Source organism: Fischerella muscicola PCC 7414, assembly GCF_000317205.1.
In the GTDB taxonomy this organism is placed as follows: domain Bacteria; phylum Cyanobacteriota; class Cyanobacteriia; order Cyanobacteriales; family Nostocaceae; genus Fischerella; species Fischerella muscicola.
In genome coordinates this window covers 1-21,035 of record NZ_AJLK01000011.1, presented here as the reverse complement: position 1 = coordinate 21,035, position 21,035 = coordinate 1, and the positions used below count along the sequence as shown (strand labels likewise).

Sequence of the window (21,035 nt, the reverse complement as noted above, 5' to 3'; positions counted from 1 at the left end):
ATATTGAATATATTAATTTCCACCTACATTCATCGCTGCTAGAATAGCTTTTTGGCTGACATCTTTGTAAACAGTATCTAAATATTTCATCACTAGATCAGCAGCAGTTAAGCTTGCGAGATTTTCCTCTTCTTTAGCAAGGGGAATAGACCCCAACACATCTAAAACTGTTTCACTAGTGGATGGTGCAATCACTACTAAAGAAGATTCTAATGGTTCATGATATTGCCAAAAAGATTCTAGATTTAAAGAATATTGATTTTGAGAAATCGACTCTTTATCCTCTAGTTTTTGAGCAGTCGTGGCTTCAATATTAGTACTACGTAACTGACGTAAATTACTAATAATTTGCTCTTTGGTACGTCCCCGCAATTGAAAGAGTACAAAAGGATCTTCACTAAAGTGATCGCCTAACTGATAGTAAACTGCTGCAATATGTTTACAGGGATTTGCTTTATCAGGACAAGAACATCTACTGTGGACGTCAGATAGAGTAAAAGGAAATAGCGAAATACCATTGGCAGTAAAAACTTCTTCTATATTTTGTGGCATTTCTCCTGCCAAAAGTTTCGCCGCAAATATTGCTTTTTGAGACATTGTTTCTACTACATAACCCCATTCTTCATCACTAAAAGAGTCAAGGGAAAGAGAAACTTTATAAGGTTCAGGTTCACTACCCTGCACCTTGGCTAATACCTTTGCACCCTGAAACTCAATGCTGAGAACATTACCTTGACGTGCATAATTTCTACCGCGTTCTAAACGCTTTTTAAAGCGATAGGAATCTAATAATTCTAGCCACCTTTGTGACCACCATTCTCGGCTGGCTTGTAATGTGTAATTTGTCATTTGTCAATGGTCAATTGTCAATGATTAATGGTCAATGGTCATTTGTTAGTGGTTAGTAGTTAGTAGTTAGTAGTTGGTAGTTAGTTGTTAGTTGTTAGTGGTTATTATATACTTCTCACACTCCCCACACTCCTCGCACTCCTCACACCCCCATCTCCCCGATCCCCGTCACTCTTCATCTTCTTCAATTACGGCACTGCGATCCAATAAAAGTAAATTACGGAGTTGATTTGTATCGAGTTCAGTTAACCACTCTTCACCCGCACCAACCACTTGTTCGGCTAGTTGCTTTTTACTTTCAATCATGTCATGAATTTTCTCTTCTAAAGTACCAGTACAAACAAATTTATGCACCTGGACATTGCGGGTTTGACCGATACGAAATACTCGGTCTGTGGCTTGATTTTCGACTGCTGGGTTCCACCAACGGTCGAAGTGGAAGACGTGATTTGCACGGGTTAAATTTAATCCTACACCACCAGCTTTGAGTGACAAAATCATAATTGGTGGCCCTTGGGGATCGTGTTGGAAACGGTCGATCATTTCCTCACGTTGTTTTTTGCTGGTACTACCATACAAAAAGAATATTTCTCGTCCTAGCTGTTGTTCTAAATAGGGTTTGAGCAGTTTACCCCACTCGGCAAATTGGGTGAAAATTAAAGCGCGATCGCCTTCTGATAAAACCTCTTCTAACATTTCTTGTAACCGCAATAGTTTTCCTGATAAATGCGGTTCCGAAAGAGTAGGTTTTTTCAAATATTGCGCTGGATGATTGCAGACTTGTTTTAGCTTGACGAGTAAAGCTAAAATCATACCCCGGCGTTGCATTCCTTCGGCTGTTTCAATTTCAGCCAATGACTCTTCTACAACTTTTTGATAAAGTTCAGCTTGTTCCAAACTCAAACCACAAAATACATTCATTTCTTGCTTTTCTGGCAAGTCTTGAATAATTTCCCGGTCAGTTTTTAAACGACGCAAAATAAATGGTTGCACTAATGAACGCAATTGATTCAATGAAGAAGTATCGCCATATTTTTCAATTGGCATGGCAAAGCGTCGTTGGAAGAACTGCTTATTTCCTAAGTACCCTGGATTGAGAAAATCTAAAATTGACCAGAGTTCTTGCAGTCTATTTTCTACAGGTGTCCCCGTCAAAGCAATCCGATAAGTTGCTTCTAGCTGGCGTACTGCTTGAGATTGTTTTGCCTCTGCATTTTTGATATTTTGGGCTTCATCTAAAACAATGCCTTGCCAAGAAATACCCTGTAATGACTTTAAATCTCGGTGAATCAGCGCATAACTGGTAATTATCAAATCATGCTTGTTTGCTACTTCTACAAATGCCTTACCTTTGGGGCGTTTGTCACCGTGATATTGCAAAACTTTCAGAGTTGGGGCAAATTTTTTAACTTCTCTTTCCCAGTTTCCTAATACTGATGTTGGACAAATCAAAAGTGTTGGTTTTTCTAATGCATCCTGTTCTTTTAAATGTAGTAGAAAAGCGATAAACTCAACCGTTTTTCCCAATCCCATATCGTCCGCAAGACATGCACCCAAACCCCAGCGTTCCAGGAATGCCAACCAAGCGACACCACGCTGTTGGTAGGGGCGTAGCTGTCCTTGAAAATCGGCGGGTGTGGGTAGGGGTTCTACTGCTTTGTTATTTGTCAGGGTAGTAATTAACTCTTGTAATGCCCCTGATGCTTCAAAGCTAACCACTGGTAATTTTTCAATTGTCTGGGTGTCCCCCGTACTCAGGCGCAAAGCATCTTCTAAGGAAAGGGCCATTTGTTCTTTGCGAGAAGCAAAAAAGGCCTGTGCTGTTTTGATATCTTGGGGACGCAATTCTACCCATTCACCGTTAATTTCGACGAGGGGACTGTTTAACGCCACGAGTTTGTCAAATTCTTTTTTGGAAAGAGTTTGTCCACCGATCGCTAATTGCCACTGGAAATTTAACAAACTCTGCAAACCCAAGCGTCCCTGCTTTTGATTTGGTGTTTGGGCGGTGATTTTTAAACCCAGACGATTTGCCCATCCTTCTCGATTTGCCAAACTCGCAGGTAGAACCACACCCAAACCATTATCCTCAAGCCGCGCCTTTACCGACTTAATAAATTCGTAGGCTTGGATGGGGTTAAGGCAGCAAGATTGGGGATAGCTAGTATCCAGGCTGGGCGCGATCATTGGATACAAGCGCGATGCTAATCCCAATCCGCGTAGAAATGTCTCTTGTGGTTGTTTAATGGTACGACCACGATAAACAAAACTTTCAACTGGATGCTGCCATATCGTCTCTGCATCCACTAAAAATTCTGGGTCATCTGGTGCTTGCAAAAAATAGGCTAAAGTCCAATCTGTTTCACCTGACTCTGGCGGACGCAAGACAAAACAGGTACGAAACAGATTTTTTCCTGCCAGTTGGTATTGTAGCGGCATAGTCCAAGCTTTCAGCGCCGCTTCTAGTCGTTCCAAACCCATTGGTTCGGCGTTGACAGTATCTGACGCACCCGTGAGAGACTGCAACCACTGCCGCACCGCGCCTGGTAAAGACGCCATAACTCTTGCTTCTAGCACAGGTTGGGAACCAAACATTTCTCTGACTTGGGCATCAATTGTACTGTTGAGAAATCCCAGTAATAATTCTTGTGGTTCCACAGGGAAGTCTATTGAGATGGGGTGGTGGGGTGATGGGGTGATGGGGTGATTTTTCTCCCCACCTCTTTGGTATGTCCGACAGGCTAGGGGCATTAGTTGGGAAAATTTTTCTAAGCGAGTTCCATCCAAGGCGCTATCTAAAAGTGCTTGCCACTTGGCAGTGAAAGAACCGTCTGCTTGACGTTCAAGAGTAGGCAGAAATTTACATCTTGAGATTAAATCCAAACTCCAACGGGCAATATGGCACCAAAAGCGTAAATCGCCTCCTAAAAAATCATCTTCGCTGTTACCAATACTCAAGGGTAAAGAAGTCAGAAACTTGACTGCTTCTGTGGGATTGAGACAAAATCCCTCTACTCGCCAAGGTTGTAGGTATGGCGAAGATGGTTTTTCTAAACTTAATGCTGCTGAATGTACTGGATGAATCGATGTTGTTGCCTCGGTTTCACCTGCTGCAAAATCAGTGGGTAAAGCAATAGTTATTTGCGAGGAGGTTGGCAAAGTTTTTGTAGCAGTAGTTGTTCGTTGGCGTCTCTCTGTTTGCCGAGATGCAATTGATTGCGTCTCGAGGTGCAGCGCTGAATTGGGAATTGTAATATTACGAGAACTCAGCCACTCGCTTAATTCGGCTGGTGCGATCGCATAAGGTAATGGTGGTATTTCTGTCAATGTATTTGGCTCGATATTTGTCCCTAGCGATCGCCAAGTCTCGCCCCAAATAAATAAACAGTTACCCTGATTTTGTAGTAACCAACTACCGTGTAAAATTGCCATTTGCCCACTACTTAGATTTTCGCAACATTAAAACCTTGAATTTGCTTATTTTCTACTTTGTGAATTCCTTAATTTTTAAAATTTAAATACATATTATTAATATTTATAAAATTTATTTAAATACTAGAAAACAATCTTAATCAACTTTAGGAAAAATGCAGTTACCCCTTTATAAAATTTTAAAAAATGGCATCAAAGTAGAGTTAGATTATATGCATCCAGAGGAACAAGAGGAGGTAAGGAAATTACTGAATGTTGTGATTTTAGAAGGACAAACCTATCCCCAAAAACAACCCCTCTCACCATCAGAATTTGCAGCTTACTGGTTAACTCAGGATGCTTTTGTAGTCAGGACTGCTGCTGAATCTGCTACACACCAAGCCAAGGAAATACTGGGAGCGTTTTATCTCAAACCAAACTTCCCAGGTCGATGTAGCCATATTTGCAACGCTGGTTTTATTGTACAACCTGGCAAGCGGGGTCTCGGAATCGGGCGGTTCATGGGAGAGGCGATGCTCTCAATTGCTGCTAGTCTCGGCTATGAGGGGGTAGTGTTCAATTTGGTCTTTGCTACTAATATAGCTTCGATTCAATTATGGAAATCACTAGGATTCCAGATTATTGGGCAGATTCCGGCGGCGGTAAAACTAGATGTACAACAAGTGGATGCGTTGATTATGTATAGGGGATTAGGGGATCGGGGATCGGGCATTGGGCATAAACTCAGTGAACAGTGACCAGTTTAATTTGATAACTGATAACTGATTATTTGTCTCCCTTGTCCCCTTTGTCCCCCTTGTCCTCCGTGTTCACGCCACGTGCTACAACGCGGGAGACCCGCGCAACGCAGTGGCTCCCCTTGTTCCCGATTCCCGATTCCCGATCCCTTTTGTAACGAAATTGTTTATCATTAATTCTGTATACTGCTCAAGCCAGTATTAGATTATAAATGTTAGGATTGCCACAGAGAGAGAATAGCGAGCATAGTAAGGAAAAAAAACTGAATGGGAGAATTTGAGAAGTCAATATCCTTCGATGGACGGGATATTCGACTGAAGGTGGGTCTACTAGCACCCCAGGCTGGTGGATCGGTGTTGATACAATCTGGGGATACGGCAGTTCTAGTTACAGCTACGCGATCAGCAGCCAGAGAAGGCGTTGATTTTCTGCCCCTCACCGTAGATTACGAAGAAAGATTATACGCAGCAGGTAGAATCCCTGGAGGATTGTTGCGACGCGAAGGTCGTCCGCCAGAGAGAGCAATTCTCACTAGTCGTCTTATTGACCGCCCTTTGCGTCCTTTGTTCCCATCTTGGTTACGGGATGATCTGCAAGTTGTAGCGCTGACTCTTTCTATGGATGAGCTAGTACCACCAGATGTGCTAGCTGTGACTGGTGCTTCTATTGCGACCTTAATGGCAAAAATTCCCTTTAATGGGCCTATGGCAGCCGTGCGCGTCGGTCTGGTGGGTGATGATTTTATTATTAACCCCACCTATGCAGAAATCGAAGCTGGAGACCTGGATTTAATCGTAGCAGGTTCGCCGGATGGTGTAATTATGGTGGAAGCGGGAGCTAATCAGCTACCCGAACGAGATATTATTGAGGCGATCGAATTTGGTTATGAAGCTGTGCAGGATTTAATTCGAGCGCAGCAAGATTTAATTGCGGAACTGGGGTTAGAAATAGTCCATGAAGCACCACCAGAACCAGATCAATCACTGAGTAACTTTATTAGCGATCGCGCTACCGACGAAATCAAGAAAATCCTCTCGCAATTTGATTTCGATAAAACCCAGCGAGATAATGCCTTAGATACTGTCAAAGAATCAATCGCAGCTGCGATCGCTGAACTACCAGAAGAAGATCCAATTCGAGTTGCCGCAACTAGTGATGCCAAGGCATTAGACAACACTTTCAAAGATATTACTAAAAAGCTGATGCGCCGTCAGATCATCGAAGACAACGTCCGAGTCGATGGTCGTAAGCTAGATGAAGTTCGTCCTGTTTCCTGTGCCACTAGTTTATTACCCAAGCGAGTTCATGGCAGCGGTTTATTCAACCGGGGACTAACCCAAGTTTTATCTGCTTGTACTCTTGGTACACCAGGTGATGTGCAATTCTTAAACGATGATTTGCAACAAGACCAGCAAAAGCGCTACATGCACCACTACAACTTCCCGCCGTTCTCCGTTGGGGAAACTAAACCCCTGCGCGCGCCGGGACGTCGGGAAATCGGACATGGAGCGCTGGCGGAGAGGTCAATCTTACCAGTGCTACCACCGAAAGAACAATTCCCCTACGTAATTCGGGTAGTGTCGGAAGTGCTTTCTTCCAATGGTTCGACTTCGATGGGTTCGGTGTGTGGTTCCACTCTGGCTTTAATGGATGCAGGTGTGCCAATTACCAAACCCGTTAGCGGTGCAGCTATGGGTTTGATCAAAGAAGGCGATGAAGTTCGAGTCTTGACGGATATTCAAGGCATCGAAGACTTTTTGGGTGATATGGACTTCAAAGTTGCAGGGACAGATAGTGGGATTACTGCCTTGCAAATGGATATGAAAATCAGCGGATTGTCCTTGGAGATCATTTCTCAAGCTATCCACCAAGCTAGAGCCGCACGGTTGCATATTCTGGAGAAAATGCTCCAGACCATTGACCAACCACGCACAGAAATGTCACCCTATGCCCCACGTCTGTTAACGATCAAGATTGATCAAGACATGATTGGTCTAGTGATCGGGCCGGGAGGCAAGACTATCAAGGGTATTACTGAGGAAACTGGTGCTAAGATTGACATTGAAGATGATGGTACTGTTACCATTTCTGCTGTGGATGAAAACAAAGCCAAGAGAGCTAAAGGCATCATTCAAGGCATGACGCGCAAGCTGAATGAGGGTGATGTTTACGTAGGTAGAGTGACGCGAATTATACCTATTGGCGCTTTTGTCGAGTTTCTGCCAGGTAAAGAAGGTATGATCCACATTTCTCAACTAGCTGACTACCGTGTCGGCAAGGTTGAAGATGAAGTTGCAGTTGGTGATGAAGTGATCGTCAAAGTGCGTGAAATTGACAATAAGGGTAGAATCAATCTCACTCGCTTAGGTATTCACCCTGAACAAGCAGCTGCGGCACGCGAACAAGCAACCTCAAAGTAAAGGCAGGAGGTTTGGTAGTTCTGGCTACAAACTAAACACAAACAATTCACTAGTTATGGATTGAGAGCAAATCTCAAATCCATAATTGCAGTAGCGATCGCCAGCGAAAGAAGCGATCGCTTTGTGTTAGTCCCCGTCCTTAAGGACGGGGTCTTAATTAGTTCGGAATTACTGTCACAACTGCTGACATACCAGGAGTAATTCGCGATTCATAACCTTTAATACTCGTCGGCTCAAACGTAATTTTTACAGGAATTCTGCGTACATTGTTGGTGAGCGCAGAATTATTTGTGTCATTGTTTTGTGGCATCAAGGCAATGCTATCTACTTTACCTGTAAAAGTGCGACTAGGAAAAGCAGCTATTTTAATGTCTGCCTTTTGTCCTGGTTGTATCTTTTCTAACTGGCTCTCTGGAAAGTTGCCAATAACCCAAGGGTTTGGTTGCACCACTGTGAAAAGAGTTTGACCAGGTTCGACTCGTTGTCCTACTTGGACATTTTTGTTACCAATTTTTCCAGGAACTAGAGCATTAATATTGGTGTAGGATAGCTGAAGTTCAGCTTTTTTAACCTCTGCCTGCTTCTGAGCAACTGTAGCCAATGTGGTTTTATATTGTTGTTCGTTGATATCTCTTTGTTGAGTGGCTTGTGCTTGGAGCAAATTTTGTCTGGCTTGAGTATTGTTGTCTAACGGAGATAGCTGCGGTGCTGAAACAGAAACTGGGACATTCCTAATTTTTTTCTGTGCCAAAGCTGCTTGCTGTTTGGCTAACTCTAAAGATGCTTTGGCTTGAGCTAGAGATACCTGATAATCTTGAGGATCAAGTTTTACTAACAGTGTTCCCGGAGTAACTACTTGGTTTTCGTTGACGGCAATTTGGCTGACTATCCCTGAGATGCGGGAAGTAACAGGATAAATGTCTGCGGTAACATAGGCATTATCGGTTTGGGGAAATCTTTGAGCATATTGCCATTGACGGTATGCGTAAATTCCTGAGGCGATCGCTCCTGCACCTAAAATTACTCCTACTACCACTATAGGCAGCAAACGACTCCGAGATAGGGGTACTTTTGTTTTAACATTACCGTTTGATGCAGCAGGAGTGATAGCTGTAACTTCTTGCTGCACAACTGGAGTTTTTTGCTCCTCCAATCCTGTAGCTTGTTGTGTGTGTTGTACAGAATCTAAACGTTCCATCAGCCACCCTCTTTTAAGCAATAATTGAAGATTTCTTATTAAAAACTGACAAAAATATACAAGTGCCCTTAGGCACAAGGTGCTAGGAGCGAAGTTTATTTTATTATAGGCGTTTGCCTTGTTTTTTTACTTTGATATTTATTTCTGTAGTGCTTGATTAACAACTTATACCAAATTAATTGATATAAGTGTAATTTTTTATTTATCTGGAACAGCTTTAAGAGTAAAGAATTTTAAATCAAAAAAAATACAAAGTTGGTATTAAGCGATCGCCTGATATTAATTCAAGCTCCCATTCCCGAATAGCGCTTCAATCCCTGTCGCCATAACCAACGATTCAGACCCGAAAACAACACAATCCAACCAACCATTGATAACAATCCCTGTGTCAAATTTACAGGGATCCCTACCAAAATACTGGCAGGAAAATCAATTAAATAGGGAAAAGGAGTCAACAGAACCACCGCCCTAACGGGTTCCGGAAAAACCTCTAGAGGGGCAATCATCCCAGACAAAAATAAAAAGAACAAAAACCAGAAATTCTCTATAGCGCTGGCTCTTTCTGTCCAAAAGGAAAATATAGAAAAAGTGTGTTGAATAACGAAGCGCAAAATAAAAGCTAATACCACTACAAAACTAAACAATAACAAAGTTCCGAAACTTGGTATCCAAAATGCTTGGGGATACAGGATAAAAAACAACCCTACTAATAGAATTGCGAACGGGATACGGGCAGCTCTTTCACTAACATGAGCAGCAACGTGATGCCATACTGGATCAATTGGTTGTAACAACCGGTTAGAAAGTTTACCTTCTACTACTTCCCTTTCCACCTCCCAAATTACCCATACAACTGTGAATTGTCTGACAAGAAAAACAGCCAAAAAGTAACGAGCAAAATCCACAGGTGTTAAACCAAATTGTCCGCCTTGAGCAGCTTGTATCCAAACTCCCATCAAGATAATAGGTAAAGAACCAGCTAACACCCATAAAATTAGTTCTGCTCGGTATTCCACCATATAAGCGTAGTACACAGACAGAAAAGTTAATGTTGTTTTGATTAGTCTTTTCATCATTAGTTAATTGTTAGTAGTTATTAGTTAGTGGTTAGTAGTTAGTTTTGAAAAAGTACCACTAACCAGTATCTACTAACTACTCACCACTCCTGCTTGAAATACTCTACCAATTACTTCTTCTACTGGTGGTTCAGTCACCTTTAAATCAATCACATCTAAATCTGCTAAAATCCGCGAGACGGTGCGTGTCAGTTCTTCTTGCTGCACCATAAAACACACCATCCTTCCGTCTAACTTTTGGACATCACCGTAGAACATGAGTCTTTGTTTTGATAGAGGTTGTGTTAATTCCACATGCACCTCTCGATAGGGTGCAAACCTTTCCAACAGTCCATCCAAACTACCGTCATACATCAACTTACCTTGGTGAATTAATAATACCCGTTGACATAGAGCGGTAATATCTGCCATGTAGTGACTCGTCAACAATACTGTGGCTTGATAACGCTGATTATACTCTCGTAAAAAATCGCGCACTCCCACCTGAGCATTGACATCTAGTCCTAAAGTTGGTTCATCTAAAAACAGCACCAGGGGACGGTGCAAAAGTGCTGCCAAAATTTCTGCTTTCATGCGCTCACCTAAAGATAGCTTGCGTACTGGTTGGTTAAGCTTGCCTTCTAGAGAGAGCATTTCGCTGAGTTCGCCAACTCGCTTACGAAACTCGTGATCGCTAATATTGTAAACAGCAGCGTTAATTTTTAGAGAATCTATAGCTGGCAAATCCCAAATTAGTTGCTGCTTTTGTCCCATTACTAAGGTTATTTTTTGCAAAAATGCCTCTTGGCGACGAAACGGGACATGTCCAGCGACTTTAACTAAACCGCTAGAAGGATGAATTAATCCTGTCAGCATTTTCAGCGTAGTGGTTTTTCCTGCACCATTCGGCCCTAAAAACCCTACCACTTCACCAGCCTCTATTTCAAAGGAAACATCTTGAACTGCTTTTATTTGGCGGTAGGTGCGACGAAAAAAGTGGGTAATTGTCCCAGTAATACCTGGTTCTTTAACAGCAACAGGATAAACTTTGCTCAAATTTTGAGCTTCAATGATTGGCATAAAATGGTTGAGAGTTGATGGTTGATAGTTGGTTAGTAGAGGCGCACAGCTAGCTAGCTGTGCGCCTCTACAGTACTTGGTGGTTGTTGATTGATATTTCCAAACAACAAACAACAAACAACAATCAACAACCAACAAAAATTATCGTAAACGTCCTGATCGCAAAATACTAATAATCAGCCACAAACCCAACAAAGTAGCAGTAGCAAATAACACATTACTTAAAAGAGAAAACTCTGGTGTTCTTGCATTACTAGAAATAATTGCTGCTCCCATAATCAGTGAACCTACTACGATACTAAAAGAAAGCCGATTGGCAGCATCATCGGTGGTACGGCGTAAGCTATCGAGACCACGTATATTTAAATTCCACTGTAATGTCTCTGATGTGACTCTATCTAGCAGAAATTCTATTTGCCGGGGAGATTGTAAAGACAGGGTTTTAAGATCCAAAGCTGTCCTCAGCAGCGATCGCACAGGTGTTTGTCCAAACAGATGACGACGGAATAAATCTGTAATCAATGGTTGAATTTCATCTATAAAATTTAGTTCTGGATTGAATAACCGTGCTACTCCCTCTAAATTCGCTAGGGTTTTAGCATACAAACCCATATTACTAGGCAAACGAATTTTATTATTACGGGCAACTTGTAGCAGCTCATAAATGATCTGACTGAAATTCATTTGCGACAAGCTCAAATTATAGTACTTTCGCAGCATTCGGTCATAATCATTTTCCAGACGAGACAAAATCACTGGTTCCTCGGAATCTGCTAGCTGTAAAGTTAACTGAGCGCACCGCCGAGCATCTAAATCGACTATTGCCAGTAACATTTCTGTTAAAATCTGCTGTGTACGCGGATCGAGTCGCCCCATCATACCGCAGTCAATTAGAGCTATGCGTCCATCTTTGAGATAGAAAATATTCCCTGGATGCGGATCGGCGTGAAAAAATCCGTCTATATACAACTGTTGAAAGAAAGCACGAAATAACAAGCTAGTAACTTCTTGGCGTTCGACTGCTGGAGTTTTACCGTTTTGGTTATTCAAATCAGCCGCCAATAATGGTACGCCATCTAACCATTCCATTACTAGTAATTTTTGTGTGGTCAAATCCCAATAAATTTTGGCGACTACAATTTGATTGGGATCAAACCAGCGGCTTACAGATAAATTCTGTCGTAGTTCATCCGTATAACTAGCTTCTCGTGTAAAATCTAACTCTGCCTCCAGCGCCTTGATAAACTCATCGGCGATAGATTTGATCTCGTAGCTTTGACCAAATTCAGTACGCGCTACTAAATCAGCAATACCTTGAATCAGAGCAATATCTCTGGCAACAGTAACATCAATTCCTGGACGTTGCACTTTCAAAGCAACTTCTCGACCATCTTTGAGGGTAGCGCGATGTGTTTGAGCAATAGAACCAGCTGCTACTGGTACAGGATTAATTGTTGTAAAGGTTTCCTCTAGAGGCTGTTTGAGTTGTTGACGAATCAGTACTTCTACTTCTGACCAAGAAACTGGTGGGACTTCATCTTGTAGCGTTGATAGTTCTTCGATATAAGATGCACTTAGTAAGTCAGGGCGGGTAGAAAGTAGTTGACCCAACTTAACATACACAGGCCCCAAATCTACCAAGATATTTTTCAAAACTGCTGGTGTCGGTAACTGAGGCTCGTCAGCTTTACCGCCTGTGAGCAACCTCCGCATGTAGTCCCAGCCATTACGGAAAAGAACTTCAATGATTTCTCGTTGACGAGGAACAGTTTGAGTAAGAAACATAATTTTAATAAATCGCTATTAAGTAGAAGGAAAAAATTGTTTGACGTTTACTTATACTCACCTTGTGCCAAAAATGTAACAAAGAGTGGAAAAGTAATATAGCCATACATTGATCAAAATAACAAAAAAGTTATAGTGGCTTTCTGCATCAGCAAGTATAGTTGTTCCAACAGTTAATCATCTCAAAAGCTAAGACTACTATCTTCCCACTGGAAGATTAACACTCAGATAAGGCGACGGGGAGAGTATATTAAAACATCCCACCACTGAAATACTGCCCACTATCAAATTACCCAGATAACAATAGCGCTAGCCCCGCTACAGGCTAGCGCTCATATTTTTATATAAATCAGGGATAAAAATAGTTAAATCAACTCCCTGAGGTTTATTATAAATTGATTACGGCTTTGTTAACTAGATGGTACTGCGGCGAGTTAACAAGTTCCACACGAAAACAGCGATAAGTGCGCCGATTACTGCCACTATAACACCCGGAATGCTGAGAGTAGGAGCTGCTAAGGTAAAAGTTCCCGTGCTTAATAACACACCTAAACTACCGCCGATAAAAGCACCAATTATTCCTAAGATGAGTGTTCCCAAAATGCCGCCACCTTGATGACCGGGGTAGATAGCTTTGGCAATAGCACCAGCGATTAGACCTAAAACAATCCAAGCAAGAATGTTCATTGTTGTGAATTTGGTAAATGTTTTTCAGTAACACGTATACATTAACAATCGCGGACTTATCACTTAATCTGTCAGTAGAATTAATTATTAATAGCCACAAGGTATAGTTAATGTAGAGAAAGCAAATGTAAGTACAAAAATAAAGTTTATTATTAAGTAATAAATATTTAAAGCTATTTAAAAAACTTTGCTGCTTTTGTATCTACCTAATTACCTAAATATATATCATTCCTTTTGATAGATATATAGCAATCCTATTTGATTTGTGAGAATGGTAATGCCCAGATCCCCGACTTCTCCAAGAAGTCGGGGATCTTATCTCTTATAAATGATTTAGGAATACTATATCTATCGAATTGGGTAGAAAGTAAGAAAAGCCCCTAGCGGTTGTAAGACTAGAGGCTAAAAAATTTCTTGCTTGGTAATTGCAGTATATGCATTTTTAATGACCTGTATACCTCTACTTGAAGAATTAAACTACAGTGTTGATGAGGATTTTGTTGCTCAAGAGGTAGAAAGGTAATTGAAGTTTATAATTTAGTTGTCCACCTAATGAACGTCAATTTTAATACTTTAGTTTAGTTGAGATTAATTGTGGGTTGGTTGAGGAACGAAACCCAACCTACACAAAATTAGGTTTTTGGCTCTAACTAAACCGTATTGCTTTATAACCCACCGCGATCGCGTTCAAGGTCATAAATAACCTTATCAGCATACCAGTCGGCTGTTTTGTTGGGAAACTTGAACTGTGCTTGAGTAAAAAGCCGCTTGGCTGCTTCTCTATCATCATGTAAGAGAGTCAGAAGTCTCTTTTGCAGTTTGCGGCTAGCTTGATCAAGGCTAATAATACCAGCCTTTTGACCCGTAAATGAACCACTATCTGTAGTACTTCCTTGGCGATTTCCTCTTTCTTTTAAAGCTACACCAATTGCTACACCACCTACAGCCGCCGCTACTAACCAGAGTGTAGGTTGGTTATCTTGTTGTGTTACTACTGTGGGAGTTGGAGAACTAGAATCTGCAAGCTGTGCAATTGGTTGCTCAACTTGTTGTGCAATCGTGGGTGCTAACTGAACTGCTAAAAGACTAGATACAACCCCAGTCGCCAAAACTTTCAAAGCATCTACAGACTTGTGAAGAGAAAAAGTGTGAAACATCTCCTAGAAAGGAAACTCAAAAATTATTATTATTCCTATACTGATATTTTGAGCGATCGCTATGACAGCAGTGTGTCAATTGTCTGAAAATAGTGCGATCGCTTGTGTATACATAAAGAAGTTAACTTATAAATTCTTCTTCAATGAAAAAAATCTTAATCTTCTCTATTATTGCTTTTGTAGTTTGTAGTAGCACAATTACAGTTGCTTCCCAATTGCATAGCAATCATATACTGACTCAAAATACTACTAACACAGAAGAGTTTATTGCTCGGGGTACGGAACCATTTTGGAGTGTGACAGTATCTAAGAAGAATGGAATTGTCTACTCAACACCAGAAAATCGCAAACTCACCTTTCCCTACGTTACACCATTTCAGGCATCAGGGCGTCCAACAGATTTGCTCAGAGTGTATCGATTGCGGGGCAAAACTAACAATACACTGATCATCAAAAAAGAAGATGCTTGTAGCGATGGCATGTCAGACAAACAGTATCCCTACTCAGCAACTCTCATCCTGGGTAATACAGTTTTAGAAGGTTGTGCAGAGAGAAAATGATGTTTCAAATCCATTGAGTATCAAACCCATCTTGTCCTGTACCATAAATTAAGTCGCCATACTCTTGCCAACAGGCTACTTCTTGTGCAGAAAGTGGAGGAGTGTGTAGAATAGTAAGGTTTGCCTCTAATTGCTGTCTGGTTTTTGGAGCAGTGAGTGCTAGATGTATCGCAGGATTTTGTAGCACATAGCGGTAACAATCTGCTGCTGTGGGTAGTTTTCCTTGCCAGTTGGGGTGTCCCTTCAGCAGTGTCCCCCAGCGGGTGCAAGTGAATGCTACTACAGGAATGCTAACTCTATGAGCTGCGGGTAAAACATCCTCTTCGACTTTGCGATGGGCCATATTATAGCGATGCATCAACACTTCACACTGATACCCCTCAATCATATCCAAAGCGATCGCTCGGTTATGAGTAGTGACTCCCACATAGCGCACAAGTCCCTTCTCCTGCCATGATCGAAGTTCATCCAGCGCGATCCGCACCTGGTTGATGTCATCACTAGGAGAAACATATTCCAAAAAAAACACATCTACACCATCAATATTCAGTTGCTGGCGACAAGCATCAAGATAACGGCGTAACCTATCTATATTTCTGTCTTCACTCCCAGTTGTAACTAATACCTGTTCGCGCTTGGTTGCTAAGAGGGGTTTTAATCCAACCAAAAACTTTTCCGACTCTAGATTGTAAAAAAAGAAATAATTGATTCCCGCCTCAAACGCCACCGATACACACTCAGCATCTATTTGCTGCTGTCCTGCTAAACCGAGAATACTTGCTTTTTCTCCTACTTGTGTTGTTAGCTTCATTGCTTTTGTGGATAGCTTACAGCTTTGCATAAAAACGCAGAGAGAAGTTTGAGCGGAGGTTTCCTCCGATCAAAGCTTCGGTGGGGACGCAAAGTCAGCGCAGAGGTTCGCAGAGTTTTTACCACCAACCCAAAATTTATCTGCGTCCATCTGTGTCCATCTGTGTGCATCGGTGGTCGATATTAAAAATATAACCTTTGTCACAACACGAATTCAATTAACGGTCGTTGAACTCACACCACTACAAGATATAGGAGAGAACAAAGAACTATGGGGCGTTGCAGTCGGGGCAGTAGCAACTAAAACTACTTCACCATCAGTATTGATTTCCCATCCTTGAGCTTCCACAATCTGAGTCAGGTTATTTACAGAGTCAGTTCTTTGGCTTTGTTGCTGCTCCTGGACTGGTTCAGAAAGTAATATCCAATTAGTCAGTACTTCATCAGTCATTAACGGTTGTGTAGGACTAGGTGATATACCTCCACGTCCTGTGGCAATAAATGACCCCCTTCTTTGCTGTTGATTTCCGTTGCAACCAGTGGCAATTTTCTGTGAGGCGTCAACAAGATTGACGTGCAGTTCTACTAATCCCTGACTAGGATCAACATCAGGTGTATTGATTTGTACTGTACCACTTAGCTCTGGACTTGCTCCTGTGGCGGTAATGTCGCTGTCTGGGGTTGGTGACTGTCGGAACTGTGTACCAAAAAGTCCTTGGGTATTGATAATTACTCGACCACCAAAAAATTGATCAGAGTTAGCACTGATATCACTATTGGCAAAAGCAGCAAGCACATCAGTATCAATATTAATGTTACCACCGATAATATTACTGCCTGTAGCATTGGTAGTAATACTGCTGTTGTTACCTAATATGAGGTCACGCGATCGCAGCGTGATATTACCTGCACCGCCTTTAGTATCTGCGCTAATTTTGGCTTGATCCAAAAGACGAATTGAGTCAGCATCAATTTTTAAGGAACCTGCTACTCCCGATCCAGCACTACTAACTGTTACCTGTGCCTGATCTCGGATATTTAACTTGCCAGTATTAATTATTAATTCTCCTCCCTGACCTGTGGAAGTATCAGAGGTATTGGCAAACAGCCCACTGGTAGGACCTACATTGGGAACTATAACTGGAGTATACCTGTCACGCCGAGCAAAATAAGTAGGGTCTGTACCAGCCAGAGTAACACTGTCAGTAACATTCAAGGTAATGTTACCTGCCTTACCACTACTAAAGCTGGTAGTAAAAACTTGTCCACCGTTGATAGCTTCTAATTTTTCGACATTCAGGATGATGTTACCCCCATCTCCTCTACCACGAGTTCTTGCACCTAAGACAGCACCATTTCTGATACTCAGTGACCTAGTGGTGATATTGACACTGCCGCCCTTGCCTTCACCTGTTGATTCTACGTTGGTGACTGCCCCACTAGAGTAGCCATTTAAACCAAAACCATCAAACACGACGCGATCGCGAGCTTGGATATTTATATTACCTGCATTGCCAAGTCCAAAGGTGTTGGCAATCAGTCGAGCGCCATTAGTTACAAAAAGTGACCCGGTGGTGATGGTGATAGTGCTACCATTACCGATAGCATTTGCTACCTCTGTTGACCCTACAGAACTAGCCGCCCCGCTGATGTTTGCTAGGTTAAAACTTACACCGTCAAAGGAAACGACATCGCGGGCAGAGATATTGATCGCACCTGCATCTCCCTGCCCCTGGCTTCTAGCCAGGACTGCGGCAGCATTCTTGACAAAAAGTGACCCCGTGGTGATATTGATATCACCACCATCACCCACTGCACGTGGTTCTACGGTGGTGTATGCACCAGTGGAACCATCACTACGCATACGATCAAAAAGAACCGTATCACGGGCAAATATATTGATCTCACCTGCGTTTCCCTGGCCAGAGGTGGTAGTTCTGACTTGACCATTACTGGTTAAAGTCAGTGATCCAGTAGTAATGTTGATGTTACCACTGTTGCCGACAGCCTTTGTTTGTACTGTGTTAGAAATTACACTGCCAGCATCTACATTCACTGCCTCTGTGGTATTTATATCAATATCAAACGCTCTGGAGTCTACAGAACCTTTCCCCGACTCTATACCCGCCTGCACCGTACTTGCTCCCGACATATTCAAGTTACGGGCATTGATGGCAATGCTACCACCACCAGCAGCGATAACACTGACTTGGGCGCTATTGCTCAGATTTACGTCTTTTCTTTGCCCATCATTAGGAAAATTTAAACCGAATTGAGAACCGTTAGAACTTAACTCGATAGTATTATTTTCTACCACACCTGCCAACTCAATTCGACCACCAGGGGCTAATAATTTTCCAGCATTAAGTTGGACGTTACCACCAACCAGCGCAAGGGTTTTGCCAGGAGATACTTCTAAATTAGAAGCCTGTACTTGAATATTTCCGGTATTGCTGCCGTATTGCAAACCAATTGGTAAGTTAACAGTTAGCAAAGGTGTATTAGTGTTATTTGGAGTAGCACCAAAGTTTGTCCCGTCAGCAAATTTAAAGCTACTGGCTGTACTCGCCAAAAATGAGCCACCTATATTTAACCGCGCATTCTCACCAAAGATAATGCCATTGGGATTAATCAAAAACAGATTAGCTGTACCGTTAGCTTTGATTAAGCCATTAATATTAGAAACAGATTCACCTGTTACCCGGGTGAGAATATTTTGAATATCCGTAGCATTGTTAAAGAAAGCCGTGTCACCTGTGGGAATGGAAAATTCTTGAAAACTATGGAATAAGTTGCTACCTGCTTGGCTTCCACCTGTGATGTTGAAGGTGTTACCCTCTTTGGTAACGTTAGAGTTGTTTGGTAAAGTGCGATCGCCAGTAATTTGAGCAAGGGCATAATTTGCAGAGAAAATATGGGTAATAGCGATCGCTATACCCAAAAACTGATTCAAACGACTACTCTCAAAACCAGTCATTTTCTCTCCCTAGCTCCATAGCAGTAGTATCAGTATTGAGTACTATCTAGGATATCAGAGTCAAAGATATGGATTCAGGATAGTTCAATATGGAAAAGCCTGCTAATTCCCAATATCCAATTCATCAGTTGCTAAAACAACGTTGGAGTCCTCTGGCATTTTCTCAACAGCAAGTAGAAAAAGAAAAGCTTTGTAGTTTACTAGAAGCTGCGCGCTGGGCTGCTTCTTCCTATAATGAACAGCCTTGGCACTTCATCGTAGCGACTCAAGACAATCCTGAAGAATTCCAGCGTCTGCTTAGTTGTCTAGCAGAAGGAAATCAAGTCTGGGCGCAACATGCACCTGTCTTGATGCTGTCGGTAGCAAAGCTTTACTTTGAGAAAAATCACACTGAAAACCGTCATGCATTTCACGATGTGGGTGCAGCAGCTTGCAGTCTGGCAATTGAAGCAACTTCTGTTGGTTTGTTCATCCACCAAATGGCAGGATTTGATGTGTCGAAGGCGCGGGAGTTATACAATATCCCAGAAGGCTATGAACCAGTAGCAGCGATCGCAATTGGGTATCCAGGTGAACCGGAAGCACTACCCGAAAAATACCAACAGCGTGAGTTTGCTCCCCGTCAGCGCAAGCCATTAGAAACGTTTGTGTTTACCGGTAGTTGGGGAAACACTTCGCCTGTGATTTCGCCGGACTCGTAATAAATGGTGATCGCATTCGTAAAGCCACTATTATCCGGTTAAAATCGATCCCAGACTAAAAAGCGGCTTCTACACAGATGGCGTAACGTGTAACAATTAGGCATCATTCATCGTGAGTGATGCGTATTCTCTACTATGTAGAGACACAAAATTACACTGTAGGATCTTGCTACGCGTCTCTACAAAGGATTTGCTAATAACATTCCTAAATCATTTAAGGATTGCAGTAATTACAATTCACTGGATCTGCGTATTCATTGCCATGTGGAGATACTTCTTCTTGAGTAAAACCACATTTTTGGCATTGATATATGACTGCGCGAGTTAGAGAAGTTGGCATGTAGCACAAGGCGCAGGGCAACCCCCTAATTCTTTTTGTAATTTCAAAACCAGGCATAGAACATTTTGGGCAGCAGCTATTAATTTTTCTTAATAAGTCACGCGTGGCTTTTTCAATATTTTTCATGCGTGTAGGGTTATGCATTGCCCGCATATCTGTCTCTATATGTGCTTTGCCAGTGGGTGAATTTTTCAAAACAAAATTTACAGCTTCTATTAATTTTTCTTCTGAAGTAATTCCTTTAATTACTTCAGTTTTATCCTTTGGTAATTCGTCAAACATGACCACTAAACCATGTTCAGGAAAACCAACTTTCTGAGCAAATTGGAAAGCTTGCTCAACACTCTCCACAACTAAATGATTATGATTAGTGTTAACAGATAATTCTTCACCAATAATTTCTAAATTATGTATTTCATCCAATAAAATGACAACTTCGCGATTGCTAGAAATAAAAGGAATTTCAGGGTGAGGGCCAAAACTACCTTCACTAGCGAGCGCTAAACTTTCACCAGTTAATTCCAAAGCTTTTTTGGCTTTCAATCTCGCAGCTTCAATTTGAGTACCGGGGCGTTTCACTTCTCTGGTAAACGTACCAAAAACATCAGTATCAAATTCCTCCGGCACTACTACCTTAATTCCTAATTCTGCTTCCAAAATAGGAGCAATTACCCTTTCCTTTTGATGCTTAGTAGCAAGTACAGCAATTCTATCCGTAAATAATGACTGCTTTAACATTGTCTACCTCATGACGACAACCAAGGTGCGTCACCATGCATCAACGCACCCTAGAACATGAAAACATCACCAATTACCACTCAGACTCCAACGGAAAATCTATCCGTGTTCATCTGTGTTCATCTGTGTTCGATAATATAAAAAATTATTTTTCTCATCGCCTTAACTCCCACCAAATTTACGTATTTGCTGAAAGTAAAGGAATACTATCAGCCAGAACATCATCAACAGTAATCCCCTGTTTCTTTGCCCAAAACTGAGTCAAAAAATGAATTTGTCTTAAACCAACAATTAAATTCAAACCAGGTACAAACAACCACCAAATTACCAGTGGTTCCTTCATCCCAGCTTGCCGATATAATTCATTAACTGTTTTATACAGCCGGAACTGCACAATATAAATCCACACAACACCCAACAACGAAAACCAGCCAAACCACCCTGGTACATCTGGATCAAAAATTCGCAAAGCTTGGGGAACTGCAACACCTAAAACAAAAGGTGCTGA

General features: G+C 41.8%; 16 protein-coding genes. 4 read left to right on the top strand and 12 right to left on the bottom strand.

The features are described 5' to 3' along the window. Window positions 1-12: 12 nt before the first annotated feature. Entirely contained in the window at window positions 13-849 is an 837-nt protein-coding gene (locus UYI_RS0101445) for an SWIM zinc finger family protein (RefSeq protein ID WP_016864917.1), read from the bottom strand. 168 nt (window positions 850-1,017) lie between these two features. Further along, window positions 1,018-4,281, bottom strand: coding sequence for a DEAD/DEAH box helicase (locus UYI_RS0101440; protein ID WP_016864916.1), 3,264 nt, complete (start codon window positions 4,279-4,281; stop codon window positions 1,018-1,020). A 155-nt stretch (window positions 4,282-4,436) separates the two neighbouring features. Between UYI_RS0101440 and UYI_RS0101435 the strand changes: the two genes are divergently transcribed. Beyond that, window positions 4,437-5,018 (top strand): GNAT family N-acetyltransferase, encoded by a 582-nt coding sequence (locus UYI_RS0101435; protein WP_016864915.1) that lies wholly within the window; start codon window positions 4,437-4,439, stop codon window positions 5,016-5,018. A gap of 267 nt (window positions 5,019-5,285) precedes the next feature. Continuing rightward, window positions 5,286-7,439: a polyribonucleotide nucleotidyltransferase gene (locus tag UYI_RS0101430; RefSeq protein ID WP_016864914.1), complete on the top strand. Its 2,154-nt coding sequence runs from the start codon at window positions 5,286-5,288 to the stop codon at window positions 7,437-7,439. A gap of 157 nt (window positions 7,440-7,596) precedes the next feature. Here the strand turns inward: UYI_RS0101430 and UYI_RS0101425 are convergent, their stop codons facing one another. From UYI_RS0101425 to UYI_RS0101400, 6 genes are all read right to left on the bottom strand, one after another. After that, window positions 7,597-8,637, bottom strand: a complete 1,041-nt coding sequence (locus tag UYI_RS0101425; RefSeq protein WP_016864913.1) for an HlyD family secretion protein — start codon at window positions 8,635-8,637, stop codon at window positions 7,597-7,599. Between the two features lie 284 nt (window positions 8,638-8,921). Next, window positions 8,922-9,710 carry an ABC transporter permease gene (locus tag UYI_RS0101420; protein WP_016864912.1) on the bottom strand — a complete coding sequence of 263 codons (789 nt, stop codon included), beginning with the start codon at window positions 9,708-9,710 and terminating at the stop codon, window positions 8,922-8,924. A 75-nt stretch (window positions 9,711-9,785) separates the two neighbouring features. Then, window positions 9,786-10,772: an ABC transporter ATP-binding protein gene (locus UYI_RS0101415; RefSeq protein ID WP_016864911.1), complete on the bottom strand. Its 987-nt coding sequence runs from the start codon at window positions 10,770-10,772 to the stop codon at window positions 9,786-9,788. Between the two features lie 141 nt (window positions 10,773-10,913). Next, window positions 10,914-12,557: an ABC1 kinase family protein gene (locus UYI_RS0101410; protein ID WP_016864910.1), complete on the bottom strand. Its 1,644-nt coding sequence runs from the start codon at window positions 12,555-12,557 to the stop codon at window positions 10,914-10,916. 414 nt (window positions 12,558-12,971) lie between these two features. Then, window positions 12,972-13,244, bottom strand: coding sequence for a GlsB/YeaQ/YmgE family stress response membrane protein (locus tag UYI_RS0101405; protein ID WP_016864909.1), 273 nt, complete (start codon window positions 13,242-13,244; stop codon window positions 12,972-12,974). Between the two features lie 665 nt (window positions 13,245-13,909). Then, window positions 13,910-14,401 (bottom strand): hypothetical protein, encoded by a 492-nt coding sequence (locus UYI_RS0101400; RefSeq protein WP_016864908.1) that lies wholly within the window; start codon window positions 14,399-14,401, stop codon window positions 13,910-13,912. Between the two features lie 143 nt (window positions 14,402-14,544). On the opposite strand from UYI_RS0101400, the gene UYI_RS0101395 reads away from it, so the two are divergent. Then, on the top strand, window positions 14,545-14,961 hold the full coding sequence (locus UYI_RS0101395) for a COG3650 family protein (protein WP_016864907.1): 417 nt from the start codon (window positions 14,545-14,547) through the stop codon (window positions 14,959-14,961). 4 nt (window positions 14,962-14,965) lie between these two features. Here UYI_RS0101395 and UYI_RS0101390 read toward each other — a convergent pair whose 3' ends face one another. Continuing rightward, the gene (locus UYI_RS0101390; RefSeq protein ID WP_026085684.1) at window positions 14,966-15,772 is read right to left on the bottom strand and encodes an aldo/keto reductase; all 807 of its coding nucleotides are present in this window, start codon (window positions 15,770-15,772) and stop codon (window positions 14,966-14,968) included. Window positions 15,773-15,985: 213 nt separating this feature from the next. Beyond that, a complete protein-coding gene (locus UYI_RS0101385; protein WP_016864905.1) occupies window positions 15,986-18,748 on the bottom strand; it encodes a two-partner secretion domain-containing protein in 2,763 nt (920 codons plus the stop codon). 89 nt (window positions 18,749-18,837) lie between these two features. Between UYI_RS0101385 and UYI_RS0101380 the strand changes: the two genes are divergently transcribed. Further along, complete coding sequence (locus tag UYI_RS0101380; RefSeq protein ID WP_016864904.1) at window positions 18,838-19,449, top strand: nitroreductase family protein; 612 nt, start codon at window positions 18,838-18,840, stop codon at window positions 19,447-19,449. A 214-nt stretch (window positions 19,450-19,663) separates the two neighbouring features. Here UYI_RS0101380 and UYI_RS0101375 read toward each other — a convergent pair whose 3' ends face one another. Both UYI_RS0101375 and UYI_RS31710 read right to left on the bottom strand, forming a co-directional pair. Beyond that, complete coding sequence (locus UYI_RS0101375) at window positions 19,664-20,527, bottom strand: DUF6671 family protein (RefSeq protein ID WP_016864903.1); 864 nt, start codon at window positions 20,525-20,527, stop codon at window positions 19,664-19,666. 178 nt (window positions 20,528-20,705) lie between these two features. Then, window positions 20,706-21,035 (bottom strand): hypothetical protein (locus UYI_RS31710; protein WP_016864902.1); only part of this gene is annotated, 330 nt, incomplete at its 5' end.